Source organism: Actinomadura kijaniata, from assembly GCF_014138665.1.
Classification (GTDB): domain Bacteria; phylum Actinomycetota; class Actinomycetes; order Streptosporangiales; family Streptosporangiaceae; genus Spirillospora; species Spirillospora kijaniata.
In genome coordinates, this window is record NZ_JACJIA010000015.1 from 183742 (window position 1) to 196812 (window position 13071).

The 13071-nt window shown below is 75.9% G+C and carries 13 protein-coding genes; 7 read left to right on the forward strand and 6 right to left on the reverse strand.

What is annotated here, in order from left to right; translation table 11 throughout:
* Window positions 1-12: 12 nt before the first annotated feature.
* The 3 genes from HNR61_RS39845 to HNR61_RS39855 form a co-directional block, all read right to left on the reverse strand.
* Window positions 13-1941, reverse strand: a complete 1929-nt coding sequence (locus HNR61_RS39845) for an FtsX-like permease family protein (protein ID WP_220510352.1) — start codon at window positions 1939-1941, stop codon at window positions 13-15.
* Window positions 1942-1953: 12 nt separating this feature from the next.
* A complete protein-coding gene (locus tag HNR61_RS39850) occupies window positions 1954-2721 on the reverse strand; it encodes an ABC transporter ATP-binding protein (protein ID WP_182848324.1) in 768 nt (255 codons plus the stop codon).
* 77 nt (window positions 2722-2798) lie between these two features.
* Window positions 2799-3494 carry a MerR family transcriptional regulator gene (locus HNR61_RS39855; protein ID WP_182848325.1) on the reverse strand — a complete coding sequence of 232 codons (696 nt, stop codon included), beginning with the start codon at window positions 3492-3494 and terminating at the stop codon, window positions 2799-2801.
* Between the two features lie 87 nt (window positions 3495-3581).
* Here HNR61_RS39855 and HNR61_RS39860 point away from each other — a divergent pair, with 87 nt between their 5' ends.
* Window positions 3582-4070: a DUF6194 family protein gene (locus tag HNR61_RS39860; protein WP_182848326.1), complete on the forward strand. Its 489-nt coding sequence runs from the start codon at window positions 3582-3584 to the stop codon at window positions 4068-4070.
* 13 nt (window positions 4071-4083) lie between these two features.
* On the opposite strand, the gene HNR61_RS39865 is transcribed toward HNR61_RS39860, so the two are convergent.
* Together HNR61_RS39865 and HNR61_RS39870 are read right to left on the reverse strand one after the other, a co-directional pair.
* Window positions 4084-4767 (reverse strand): GNAT family N-acetyltransferase, encoded by a 684-nt coding sequence (locus tag HNR61_RS39865; protein WP_182848327.1) that lies wholly within the window; start codon window positions 4765-4767, stop codon window positions 4084-4086.
* A 50-nt stretch (window positions 4768-4817) separates the two neighbouring features.
* Complete coding sequence (locus tag HNR61_RS39870; RefSeq protein ID WP_182848328.1) at window positions 4818-5738, reverse strand: PaaX family transcriptional regulator C-terminal domain-containing protein; 921 nt, start codon at window positions 5736-5738, stop codon at window positions 4818-4820.
* A gap of 65 nt (window positions 5739-5803) precedes the next feature.
* On the opposite strand from HNR61_RS39870, the gene HNR61_RS39875 reads away from it, so the two are divergent.
* A complete protein-coding gene (locus HNR61_RS39875; RefSeq protein ID WP_182848329.1) occupies window positions 5804-6895 on the forward strand; it encodes an alpha/beta hydrolase family protein in 1092 nt (363 codons plus the stop codon).
* 82 nt (window positions 6896-6977) lie between these two features.
* A complete protein-coding gene (locus HNR61_RS39880) occupies window positions 6978-8234 on the forward strand; it encodes a saccharopine dehydrogenase family protein (RefSeq protein ID WP_182848330.1) in 1257 nt (418 codons plus the stop codon).
* Here HNR61_RS39880 and HNR61_RS39885 read toward each other — a convergent pair.
* Window positions 8191-8553, reverse strand: coding sequence for a hypothetical protein (locus HNR61_RS39885; protein WP_220510353.1), 363 nt, complete (start codon window positions 8551-8553; stop codon window positions 8191-8193). The genes HNR61_RS39880 and HNR61_RS39885 overlap by 44 nt on opposite strands.
* A gap of 182 nt (window positions 8554-8735) precedes the next feature.
* Between HNR61_RS39885 and HNR61_RS39890 the strand changes: the two genes are divergently transcribed.
* The 4 genes from HNR61_RS39890 to HNR61_RS39905 all read left to right on the forward strand — a co-directional run bounded on the left by HNR61_RS39890 (window position 8736) and on the right by HNR61_RS39905 (window position 12632).
* Window positions 8736-9110: a hypothetical protein gene (locus HNR61_RS39890; RefSeq protein ID WP_182848332.1), complete on the forward strand. Its 375-nt coding sequence runs from the start codon at window positions 8736-8738 to the stop codon at window positions 9108-9110.
* Between the two features lie 106 nt (window positions 9111-9216).
* Window positions 9217-9762, forward strand: a complete 546-nt coding sequence (locus HNR61_RS39895) for a peroxidase-related enzyme (protein WP_182848333.1) — start codon at window positions 9217-9219, stop codon at window positions 9760-9762.
* Between the two features lie 86 nt (window positions 9763-9848).
* Complete coding sequence (locus HNR61_RS39900) at window positions 9849-11165, forward strand: amidohydrolase (RefSeq protein WP_182848334.1); 1317 nt, start codon at window positions 9849-9851, stop codon at window positions 11163-11165.
* 285 nt (window positions 11166-11450) lie between these two features.
* Entirely contained in the window at window positions 11451-12632 is a 1182-nt protein-coding gene (locus HNR61_RS39905; protein ID WP_312898323.1) for a VldE C-terminal domain-containing protein, read from the forward strand.
* The last annotated feature ends 439 nt before the right edge of the window (window positions 12633-13071 follow it).

Here is a 13071-nt window from a genome sequence, read left to right on the forward strand (position 1 = left end):
CTCGGGGCCCGCCTACTCGCGGGCGGCGGCCAGCGCGACCGGCGGGACGCGCGTCGCCGCCCGGGTGGTGAGCACGCTGGTCAGCGCGGAGATCGCGAACGCCCCGGCCACCAGCACGGCGATCAGCCGCCATGGGACGGCGAGGATCTCGGCCCCGGACGGCCCGAACAGGAACCCGCCGAGCGCGGCCGTCGCGACCAGCAGCCCGAGCGAGATCCCGATCAGCGTGACGCCGCACGACTCCAGCAGCGCCGACCGGACGACCTGGCGGCGCGACAGCCCGGTCAGCCGCGCGACGGCGAACTCGCGGCGGCGTTCGGTGCCCGCGATGACCATGGCGTTGATCACGGCGACCACGGCGTAGACCGCCGCCAGCCCCATCAGGACGATCATCACGCCGTCGTTCTGCTCCTGCTGCTCGGCGACCCGCGCGGCCACCCACCGGTCGACCGTCTCGACCTTCCCGACGCGCGCCGCCCGCAGCCGGTCGGCGACCGCCGCCACCGGCGTGCCCGGGGCGACCTTCACGACCGTCTCGGCCCGCGCGGACGCCACCGCCGCGGGGGGCAGCAGGTCGCGCGGGACGAGGAAGGAGTCGGAGTTGTTCTCCATCGTGGCGGGCATCCGCGCGACGACCTTGAGCGTCACCGACCGGTCCCCGATGCGGGCGACGGCGGTGCCGCCGCGCCGGACGCCCGTCCCGGCCACGCCCGGCCCCGCCACGACCGCGCGTCCGCGCAGCGCGTCCAGCGACCCGGAGGCCGGCCGCCGCCGGTGCGTGCGCTGGTAGGCGTCGGGGTCGATCGCGACGATGCCGGAGTGGTAGGTCATGCGGTAGCGCTCGTCGGGCGCCTCCTGGTGGGTGACCGTCAGCGCGATGTCGGCGGTGACGGCGGTGGACGCCGCCTCCACGCCCGGCACCGACGCGATCCGCTCGGCGTCCGCGCCGGTGGACGTCACGACGAGCTGCCCGAGGATGTCGCGCCGGACGTCGGCGCCCGCCGCGTTCGCCTGGGTGCCGAGCATCGCGGTCAGCCCGACCAGCAGCGCGACCAGCGCGATCATCGGCGCGGCGGTCGCGGCGGCGCGGCGCCTGCCGTCGCGCAGGTTGGCCTGCGCCAGCTCGGCCAGCGGGCCGAACCGGGCCAGCGGCCGCAACAGGTGCCCGGCGAGCGGGACGACCAGCGGGCTGAGCGCGCTCAGCCCGATCGAGCCGCACAGGGACACGCCCAGCGCGATCATCAGCGCGCCGAGGAAGTCCACCGAGCCCTGCGCCGAGACCATCGCGCCGGTGGCGAGGAGCATCGTGCCGCCCCACAGCCAGCGCCCGAACGTCATGACCCGCGCGGCCCCGCCGATGTCGCGCAGCGCCTCCAGCGGGCGGACCCGCGCGGCCCGCAGCGCCGCCGCCAGCGAGCCGAACAGCGCCATCCCGATCCCGACGCTCACCGAGGCGATCAGGACCCGGTTGTCCCAGACCGGCGCGAACGCGTCGGGCACGAACCCCGTCCCGGTGAGCAGCCAGATCTGGATCCACATGAACGGGACGCCGAGCGCGATCCCGCCCAGCGAGCCCAGCAGCCCGAGGATCACCGCCTCGGCGAGCAGCAGCGTCATCACCTGGCGGCGGCTGCCGCCGAGCGTGCGCAGCAGCGCCAGGTCGGCGCGGCGCTGCGCGACGGTGAACGCGAACGTCGAGCCCACGATGAACACCGCCAGGAAGCACGACAGCATGACCGTCATGCCCAGCAGCGAGGCCACGCCCTCGTAGGCGTCGCGGATCCGGGCGGCCTCGGCGGCCGGCGTCCCGGCGGGGATCCGCGGCCGGCCGGTGCCGAGCGTGACCATCACCGACGCCTGGACGAGCGCGACCCCGAACGCGACGGTCAGCAGCGCCCCGGCGAACAGCGTCCAGCGCTCGCGGAAGGTGCTCCACGACATCCGCCACACCGCTCAGCCCTCCAGGGTCGCGAGACGGTCGGCGACCTCGCGGGCCGACGCGCCGGCGAGCCGGTCCACCAGGCGCCCGTCGCGCAGGAACACCACGGCGTCGGCGGCCGCGGCGGCGACGGGGTCGTGGGTGACCATGACGACGCACTGGCCCGCGCCGTCCACCATGCGGCGCATCAGGCCGAGCACCGTGCGGGCCGAGCGGGAGTCGAGCGCGCCGGTCGGCTCGTCCGCGAACAGCACCGCCGGGCGGGTGACCATGGCGCGCGCGATCGCGACCCGCTGCTGCTGCCCGCCCGACAGCTCGCGGGGCCGGTGCCGCCCCCGGTCGCCGAGCCCGACGTCCTCGAGCGCCGCCCTGACCTGCTGCCTGCCCACCCTCACCCCGGCCAGGCGCGGCGGCAGCGCGACGTTCTGCTCGGCGGTCAGCGCGCCGACCAGGTTGAAGTTCTGGAACACGAATCCGAGCGCGCGGCGGCGCAGGTCGGTCAGCACCCGCTCGGACGCGTGCGTGATGTCCCGGCCCGCCAGCACGACGCGCCCCTCGGTGACGCGGTCGAGCCCGGCGGCGCAGTGCAGCAGCGTGGACTTGCCCGACCCCGACGGCCCCATCACGGCGGTCCAGGTGCCGGGCGGGAACGCGATGCTCACCCCGTCCAGCGCCCGCACGGCCGTCTCGCCCGACCCGTACCGCTTCGCGACGGACTGCAACTCGACGGCGGGCGGCGCGACGGCGGGGGGCGCGCCCGTCCGGACACTCGGAAACGTCATACCGCCATCCCACCGGGCCGGGCCCTCCGGCACAGCGAGGCCAGCCACCGGATCGATCTTCGGGTTGTCCCCACCCCTCAGGGGACCGCCGGGGCGAGCAGGGCGCTGAGCGCGGCGGCGCCGTCGAGCAGGGCCCGGGACCGGGCCGTGATGCTCGCGTCCCTGGCGTCCAGCGCGGAGGCGACGTCCTCCAGCCGCCGGGCGCGCCGCAGCTCCGGCATGAGGGCCTGGAGCGGGGCGATGCGGTAACCGGCCCTGCGCAGCTGGTGGACGATCCGCGCGTCCCGCACCTGGACCGGCGTGTACCGCCGGGTCCCCCGGACGGGGTCGCGGTCGGGGACGACGAGGCCCTCCGCGTCCCAGTGCCGCAGCGTCGAGGGGCGCACGCCGAGGGCGGCGGCGAGCTGGGAGACGCTCATCGCGTCCGAGGCGCGCACGTCCCCGATCGGCTCGCCGGAGATCGCCCGCACGGCCTCCCGGGCCCGCGCCAGCTCGGCGCGTTCGGTGTGGAGCCGGGCGTGCGCCGCGTCGAGCAGGACGAGCACCCGGGCGGCGGGGCCCCGGTGGGCGATCCGGACGATCTCCTTGGCCCCGACCGGTCCCACGCCCGCCGCGAGGGCCCGGTAGGCCAGCGCGGACCGCACGTGGGCCTCCCCGTAGACCCGGTAGCCCGAGGCCGTGCGCGCCGCCGGCGGCAGCACGCCGTCGCGTTCGAGGTTGCGCACCTGCTGGACGGAGTACCCGGAACGCCGCGCGACATCGACGGTGCGCATCCCCCGCGAGTTGAGACCTGCCACCCCGAAGCCCCTCAGTTCCCGCGCCCAACCCTCCACGACCACTTTAATGTGACGCTGGAACACATGACCATGGACGAGATCATTGGCTTCGTGGCGGACCTCGACGGCGTCCTCACCCTGCGGCCGGGCCCCGGCGACGGCTCGCCGGAGCTCGCCTGGGGCGACGCGTTCTTCTACTACTCGCCGGACGGCGTCGTCCCGACGACGACCCAGCCCTTCGCGACGATCGTGACCAAGGACTACCCCGACGACACGGCGTCCCGCCTGGACCGGCCGGACACCTTCCGCGTGAACATCGCCGCCGGGAGGGAGGAGTTCGTCCGGTGGACCGGGCACGAGCCGCGCGACCCGGCCGCCGCCGCGGCCGACCCCGGCGCCGCCGACACCGTGATCGCCCACCCCGTCTACGGCGGCCTGGGCTGGCTGGCGGTGGTGAACCCGGGCCCGCGCACCGAGGAGACGGTCCGCGAGCTGCTGCGGACGGCCTACCGGCTCGCGCGCTCGCGCTACGGGCGGCGCGCGGAGGCGGGCCAGGGGCGGCCCTCCGCCTGACCGGCCCCCGGGCTCAGCGCCAGCGGTGGAACAGGCGCTCGCCGGGCTCGGGGGAGATGCCGAACGGCAGGCTCAGGGGGATGCCCTCGCCCGGCGCGGCGACCTCGAAGCCGAGCCGGGCGTAGTACCGCTCCAGGCCCGAGCCCTCGGGGAAGCCCCCGTAGGCCAGGTGGTAGCCGAGACGGAAGTAGAGCTGGAGGCATCGGTGCAGCAGGGCCGCGCCGATGCCCTGGCCGCGGGCGTGCTCGGCGACGGCCACCGCGCGGATCCGCACGACGGCCAGCACGGCGGTGAGCGCCTGCGCGGGCGGGACCCCCCGGTCGACGGCCCGGGCCAGCAGGCCGCCGGGCGGGACGGCCTGGAGGGCGCCGACGATCCGGCCGGTCCGGTCCTGCGCGACGAGCACCGCCGACAGCCCGGCCAGGGTGCGCAGGGTGTCCCCGTCGGCGGCGCGCGCACCGAGCTCGGCGAGCAGCGCCTCCTGCCCGTGGCGCAGCCCGACCGGCAGGAGCCGCCCCGTGTCGGGGTCGTCGAGCGCGGCGAGCGCCCCGGGGTCGAGCCCGAGCGGTTCCCAGAGCCCGCGGACCTGCTCGCCCTCCCCCTCGGCCATGCCCCGGACGCGGCTTCCGTGGGCGGCGGCCCAGCCGGTGACCAGGCGTTCGGGGGTGATGTTGGGGATGCGGTCCAGCGAAGGCATAGCCGTACAGTACGCGCCCGCCACGGCCGGCGCGGGCGGTGGGCGCGGGGTCAGCGGCCCGGCCGCGGGCCGGCCGGCACGCCACCGGTGATCTCCTCGACGACGTCGGCGTACCACCGGAACAGGCGGGGCGCCGGGGCGCGCGGCGGGCGGCGCAGCAGCTCGGCCCAGCACCGGGCGACCAGCTCGCGGGCCCGCGCGCCCGGCCAGGGGGACGGCAGCAGCTCCGGGGGCAGCAGCGGGTCGGGTTCGGTGGCGGCCGTGAACGCGGCGGCCAGCTCCAGGGCGATGGCCACCGTCTCCGGCTCGGACGGGGAGGCGTCCCCGCGCAGCCGCTCCAGGTGGGTCCGGGCGGTCGCGGCCAGCCGCCGGTGGCCCTCGGCCAGGTCGTCCAGCGGCCACAGCCGGGCCGCCAGCCCCACCGGGTCGGCGACGCCGCCGACGCGCAGATCGGTGCTGGTCAGGTAGGTGACGTGCGCGCCCACGCCGAGCCGGCCGGCCGCGGCGCCGACCAGGTCCTCCCACGCGTTGGCCGCCACGTACAGGCCGCCCTGCAGCGGCGCGCCGCCGAGGTGGACGATCGTCTCGCGCAGGGCGTCGCGGGCGGCGCGCTCGGTCTCGGGAACGGCGAACGCGACCAGGTGCCAGACCCCGTCCCAGGGGGCCTCGCCCCGGTCCTGGGCGTACATCAGCCGCAGGAAGTCCGCCTCGGGCTCCAGCGCGTGGCGGGTGTCGCCGGTGGCGCGCAGCACCGCCCGCCGCCCCCGCCCCTGCTGGACGAACCGGCCGTCGGCGACCAGCCGCCGCACGCACAGCCGCACCTGCTGGTCGCTCATGCCCAGCATCCCGGCGACGGTGTACAGCTCACCGGCGTCCACGGTCCCGTCCTCGCGGACCAGGCTCTCCACCAGCACGCGCGTGGAGATCTCCACGCCCTCGGCCGGCCCCCGCGGCGTCCCCTTCGCGTTCATGCGTACGAGTGTAGTACGGTCAAATTCAGAACGATCGTATGAGCAATGAACGAAACGGAGTCGGGATGCGTACTGGCACCCCCATCACATCCGCCGGGCCCGAGCACGACGCGCGCCGCGCGCGCCGGCGGTGGTCGCGGCGGCGCCGGGTCCGCTGGACGGTGAGCGTCCTGGCGGCGGCGGTGGTGACGGTCGTGGCGGCGACGGGATGGGTGGTCCACCAGAACACCTACGAGCTGCGCGAGGAGCGCGTGACCATCACCGGCGGCGCCCAGCCGCTCAAGGGCGTGCTGGCCCTGCCCGAGCGGGGCGGGGGCCCCTTCGGGCTGGTGGTGTTCGTGCACGGGGACGGGCCCGTCGACGCCACGCACGAGACGTTCTACCGGCCGACGTGGGAGGCGTTCGCCCGGGCCGGGTACGCCTCGCTGTCGTGGAACAAACCCGGCGTGGGCGGCGCCCCCGGCGACTGGCTGGACCAGAGCATGGACGACCGCGCCGCCGAGACCGTCGCGGCGATCCGGTGGGCCGGGCGGCGTCCGGAGGTCGATCCGCGCCGGATCGGGCTGTGGGGCGCCAGCCAGGCGGGCTGGGTCATGCCCAAGGTGGCGGTGCGCCTGCCGGAGCTGCGGTTCGTCATCGCCGTCTCCCCCGCGATCAACTGGCTGCGCCAGGGCCGCTACCACCTGCTGGCCGAGCTGAGGGACGCCGGGGCCCCGCCCGCCAGGGTCCGCGCCGAGATCGAACGCAGCGACACCACCCTGCGGCTGCTGCGCTCGGGAGCCTCCCACCAGGAGTACCGGGCCGCCGTCGGCGGCTCCGGCGGCATGACCGCCGACCGGTGGCGGTTCGTCACCAAGAACCACACCGCCGACGCCTCACGGGACCTGGCCGCCATGCGCGCCCCGGTGCTGCTCCTGCTGGGAGGGCACGACCGCAACGTCGACGTCGCCGACACCGAGACCGGATACCGCAGGGCGCTGCGCGCACCCGGCCAGCTCCAGGTCCGCCGCTATCCCGAGGCCGCCCACAGCATGGTGCGCGAGGACCTGGAGGAGTCGGGGTTCAAGCTGACCGTCGTCGCCGTCGCCGCGCCACGGTCCCTGATGGCCCGGGGCTACCTGGACGACCAGCGCCGCTACCTGGGCGCGATCCGCTGACGGCGCCGGTGCGGCGCCGGGCGGTCGTGACCGGATCCGATCGCATTTCACGTGGGCAGGACCTGTTCGTTGGAGGTAGCGGATGCGGGTGCTGGCGTTGGGCGGAGCGGGCGCGATGGGCGCGGTCGCGGTGCGCGAGGCGGTCCGGCTGCCGCGGGTCTCGCGCGTCGTGGTCGCCGACCGCGATCCGGCCGCCGCCGAGGCGGTGGCGCGCCGGTGGGCCGGAGGCCGCGTGCCGCTGCGGCCGCTGCGGGTGGACGTGACCGACGCGGACGCCCTGCGCGCGGCGCTGGCCGACGCCGACGTGGTGCTCAACACCGTCGGGCCCTACTACCGGTTCGGCGCGCGGGTGCTGACGGCGGCGATCGAGACCGGCACCCACTACCTGGACGTCTGCGACGACTGGGAACCGACCCTGCGGATGCTGGAGGCCGACGGCGCCGCCCGCGCGGCCGGGGTGCGCGCCGTGGTCGGCATGGGCGCCAGCCCCGGCGTCAGCAACCTGCTGGCCGCCCGCGCCGCCCGCGACCTGGACGCCGTCCACGACCTGTACACCGCCTGGCCCGTCGACGTCCCGCACGCCGGAACCGAGGACGAGGCCCTGCTGCTGACCCCCGACGGCCGCCCCGGCGCCGCCGCCGTGCACTGGATGGAGCAGATCAGCGGCACGGTCGCGGTGATCGAGGACGGCTCCCCGGCGCGGCGGCCCCCGCTGCGGCCGGTCACCCTCGCCCTGCCCGGCGGCCGGTCGGGCACCGCCTACACCGTGGGCCACCCCGAGCCGGTCACCCTGCACCGCGCCCTCCGGCCCACCGGCGACGCCGCCTGCCTGATGGTCGTCACCCCCGGCACCCTCGCCTACCTGGACGTGCTGCGCCGCGACATCGACGCCGGACGGCTGACCGGCCACACCGCCGCCGCCGACCTCGCCCGCCCCTCCGCGGCCCGCGCCCTCCGCTCCTGGCCGCGCTCGGCCGCGCTCCGGGGCCCCGGGACGCTGCCGCCGTTCTTCGCGGTCGCCACGGGGATCCGCGACGGCCGGCCGCGCACCGTCCTGGCCCGTTTCGCGGACCTGGCCGACGCGGCGTTCCCGGGGGACATGGCCGAGGCGACCGGCGTCCCCCTGGCGCTGGGGCTGGCCCAGGTCCTCGACGGGACCGCCGCCGGACCCGGGGTCCACCCGCCCGAGACCGCCTTCGACCCCGACCGCCTCCTCGCCGAACTGGCACGTCGCCAGGGCCCCGGCGGCGCGGTCGCCGTCGAGCACGCGGCCCCGGCGCGCGCCCCGTCCCGGCTCAGGCCCGGCGGCCGTCGTCCAGGCCCGCGCAGGCGGCGGTGACGGCGTCGGGCGGGCAGGCGAACAGCGCCCCCTCGGCCAGCGTGGACGCGTCCGGCGCCGAACCGGCGATCAGCAGCGGGGTGGTGTGCCGGAGCGCGCACGTCGCCCCCATCTCGCGCGCGGTCGGCGGGCCGCCGTCGATCCGCACGTCGACCACGACGTCGACCGGCTCCGTCAGCAGGGGGCAGCGGCCCACCGCCGACAGGCCCACGCAGGGGTGGTGCGCGCCGCCGTGCGGATGGCAGAACGCCACCGCGTGGCCCTCGACCGCGAGGAGGGCGCCCACGGTGTAGGCGTCCCCCTCCTTCTCCTCGGTCATCAGGATCCTCATGCGCTCCCCCGCCCTCGGCCGCGGTCCGGGCGTCCAGGGTTCCGCGGCGCGCGCCGCCGCGCCAGGGACCTTCGTCCCGACATGGCCGGGACCGGAACGGCGATGACGCCGGCATGACGGCCCGGCGAACAGTGCGCGCCGGGCCTTCCACCGGAACGATCTTCCGGATCATGATCAGGACCGGCCTGGTCGGCGCCGGCATCGCGGCCGCGACCTTCGGTCTCGCCTCCCCCGCGCTGGCCGCCGACCTCTCGGTGAACGTCGGCGACGGCACCATCAAGTACGACGACTCCGCCGACTCGTTCTGCGCCCAGGCCTACAACACCGAGGGCCAGCGCATCGTGGAGGTCAAGCTGGTCCCGGTCAGCCAGTCCGGCCCGAGCCCCACCTGGCAGGACAAGAACAACTCCTACGGCCACCCGGGCGCCACGTGCCGGAGCCTGGCCACCGCCTACGAGGACACCCGCTACCGCGCCGACGTCCGGACCTACTGGGCCGAGCGGGGCACCTGGGTGAACCGCGGCTCCTTCTACTTCTACAGCTGACCCCCGGCCGCCGATCCCCGCGCGCCGCACGGCGCGCGGGGATCTTCGCGTTCCGCGAGCGCCCCGGGCGTGGAACACTTCCGGCATCCCCGAGCACGGAGGCCCCATGCCCCACATCGACCTGCCCGAGGGCCTGCCCGGCCTGCTCTCGCTGCTGGCCTACCGCCCCGAGACCGCCGGGCCGCTCAGCCGGCTCGCCGAGGTGCTGCTGCGCGGTCCCGGCCCGCTGGAACGCGGCGAACGCGAGCTGATCGCCGCCTACGTCTCGCATCTCAACGACTGCGCGTTCTGCGCCGGGGCGCACGGCGCGTGCGCGGCGGCCCAGCTGGACGGCGGCGCCGCCGTGGTGGAACGGGTCCGCGCCGATCCGGCGTCGGCGCCCGTGCCGGACCGGCTGAGGGCGCTGCTCGCCGTCGCGGCGGCCGTGCGGGACGGCGGCCGGGCGGTCACCCCCGACCATGTCGCGGCGGCCCGCGCGGCGGGGGCGACCGACACCGAGATCCACGACACCGTCCTGATCGCCGCCGCGTTCTGCATGTACAACCGCTACGTCGACGGCCTGGCCACGCTCACCCCGGAGGATCCGGCCATGTACGAGCAGGCCGCCGCGCGGATCGTCGCCCACGGGTACGACGCGCTCCCCGCCCTCTGACCCGGGCGATCCACCACCCCGGCCGCCGCCGTTCGCACCCGATTGATTACCGTGGGTGATATCAGGGGTGATCGGCAGGGGGGACCATGGCGGACGCACCGGCCGGGAAGGCCGGCGACCTGCACGCGGAGCTGGACCGGCGGGCCGGGGAGGTCGAGCGGCGGGTCGTCGGCTGGCGGCACCACCTGCACCGGTACCCGGAGCTGCCCAACCGGGAGAAGCACACCGCGCAGCTCGTCATCGACCATCTGGAGTCCCTGGGCCTGGACGAGGTCCGCACCGGCGTCGCCGGGTACGGCGTGGTGGGGGTGCTCCGGGGCGGCCTGCCGGGCGAACGGGTGATCGCGCTGCGGGCCGACATGGACGCCCTCCCGGTCCGGGAGACCTCCGGGGTGGACTTCGCCTCCACCGTCGTCGACGACGACTATCCCGGCGGGCCGTTCCCCGTCGCGCACGCCTGCGGGCACGACTGCCACACCGCGATGCTGATGGGGGCCGCCACGGTGCTGGCCGGGGCGCGCGGGCGGCTGCCGGGCACCGTGCTGTTCGTCTTCCAGCCCGCCGAGGAGGGCCCGCCGGCGGACGAGCCGGGCGGGGCCGCGCGGATGGAGGCCGAGGACGCCCTGGCCGACCCCCGGCCCACGATGGTGTACGGCCACCACGTCGTCCCGCTGCCGGCGGGCTGGGTCGGCTACCGGGAGGGCCCCCAGTACGCCGCCTCCTGCATGATCAAGGTCGTGGTGACCGGGCACCAGGTCCACGGCTCCACCCCGTGGGAGGGCCGGGACCCGCTGCCGCCCGCCGCCGACATCATCGCGGCGACGGGCCAGCTCTACCGGCAGGTCGACGCCCACCACGCGGTCACCGTGTCCATCGGGCACGTCGAGGACGTGGGCCGCTTCAACATCATCGGCGAGCGGGTCACCCTGTGGGGCACCGCCCGCTGCGCGGACGAGTCCGGCATGGCGGCGGTCCAGCGGCTCCTCACCCGTACCGCCGACCACATCGCCCGCGCCTACGGGTGCGCCGCGCGGGTCGAGTTCCTCCAGCCGGTCCCGCCCGTCCGCAACGCGCCCGCCTGGGTGGAGGCGGCCCTGCCCACGCTGCGGCGGGTCGCCGGGGAGGACCGGACGGTGCGGTCCCAGCCGACCCTCGGCTACGACGACGTCTCGGTGTTCGTCAACCGGTACGGCGGCCTGTACGTGATGCTCGGCGTCCAGGACACCGAGATGGTCGACGGCGTTCCCCGGCCGGTGGAGGGCGGGCGCGGCCTGGTGGTCAACCACGATCCCGCCTTCTACGCCGACGACGCGGCCCTGGTCACCGGCGTCCGCCTGCACGCGCACGTGGCCGCCGACCATCTGGGCGGCGCGCTCGTTCCCCGGACCGACCCCGCGCCCTGAATTCCGCGGAATCATCACTCGTTGACAATTTCCGGTCCGCGATTCAGGTTCCCGGAATTCCCGTTCCCCCCTCCGGCGCGAAACCGGGCCCCGGACCGGCCTCCCGGAACGCGGCGCCCGGATCCGGCGAGATCAACGGGCGTTCGGTCGCGCTCTGTTCGGCTCTGGCCAGCACGCTCCGGGCTGTCTAGGATTCGGGTTTCCGAAGCGATGATCGGCCAGGGCCGAGACGGAGGGGGTCGGGTGCGCAGGCGCGGGGGTGCCGCAGCGGGTGCCATTCCGGAGGTGTCCGGGGACCAGGGCGGGGGTGTCCTGCGCAATGGCCGGACGGTTCCGGCGGCCATCGCCGGGGCCGCCGTGCTCACCCTCGCCGGGAACGTCGCCGTCCTGACGACGTGGGGCGCCGACGGCGAACGCGGCCCCGCCAAGGCCGATCCCGGCCATCTGGTGTCGGTGTCGCAGGACGGCCCGCCGCCCGGCTCCGTGGTCCGGCCGCTCGGCAGGCGGCTCACCCCGCACCTGCTGATCGCCGGGCCGCAGTCGCTCCCGCCCGCGGCGGTCGAGCGCGCCCGCAAGGTCAAGGGCGTGGCCGGGCTGTCGGTCGTGGACGCCGCCCAGGCGCAGGTCGCCGGGCGCCGCGTCGGGCTGCTGGGGGTGGACCCCTCGTCGTTCCGGGCGTTCGCGCCCCGGCAGACCGCCGAGTCCGACCAGCTGTGGCAGACGGTCGCGACCGGCGGGCTGGCGGTGTCGTTCGAGCTGAGCCGGGACGGGTCGCTGCCCCTGGGCGGCATCGTGCAGGCGGGCCGCACCAGCAACCCCGGCCAGGTCCGCGTCGGCGCCTACGCCTCGATGGGCATCGCCGACATCGACGCGGTGGTCTCCCGCGACCAGGCCCGCGCCCTCGGCATGCCCGCCGGGAACGGCCTGGTCGTCAGCGCCCGCAGGACCAGCCCCCGCAAGCTCTCCCAGCAGCTGAAGAAGGTCCTTCCCAAGGACACCAGGATCGCGGTGCTGACCGGCGAGGACGCGCCCGCCCGGCAGGCCCCCCGCGACCAGCCGCAGGTCACCACCCGTCCCGACGGCCTGCGCGGCCTGCGGTCGCTCATCACCGGCAACACCGTCACCCCGACCATGCGCACCGTCGTCATGGAGATCGACTCGATGTTCGGGCCGTTCCCGGTCATCGGCTGCTTCCGGTCCACCGGCGCCCCCCAGGACCACGGCGAGGGCCGCGCCTGCGACTTCATGGAGACCACGACGGGCCGCATGCCGTCGGAGGCGGCCCGGCGCCACGGCGACCAGGTCGCCCAGTTCGCCATCAGCAACGCGCGCCGCCTCCGCATCCACTACGTGATCTGGAAGCAGCACATCTGGAACATCGAGCGGCCCGGCTGGCGGCCCATGGGCGACCGGGGCAGCATCACCCAGAACCACTACGACCACATCCACATCTCGGTGCAGCGCTAGCGGGACGGCTCCGGGCGGGGCCCCGGGGGCGGCGTCAAGGGAGGCGCTGCTCGCACCAAATGGCAAGAAGATTCCCCGTACTCGAATAACCCGCTGACCAGCGGGAACGTCGAGACGAGGGACGCGATCATGCCAGCACGACGCAAGCCACAGCGACCGGGAGCCTACGAACGGATCTCCCAGGACCCGCGCGGTCTGGAACTGGGCGTCAACCGCCAGCGCGAGGATCTCGAATCGCTGGCCGACCGGCTCGGGTGGGGCGCTCCCACCCACTACGTCGAGAACGACACCTCCGCCAGCAGGGGGGAAGCCGCGCCCGGTCTTCGACCGCGCGTCGACCGCCGGGGGTCTGCTGGAACGGCTGGCGGAGGCTGACCCTGACGCGTTCGCGACGGTGTGCGTGTTCGGCGATTGGTTCGCGTGCTCGCTGGGTTTGGTG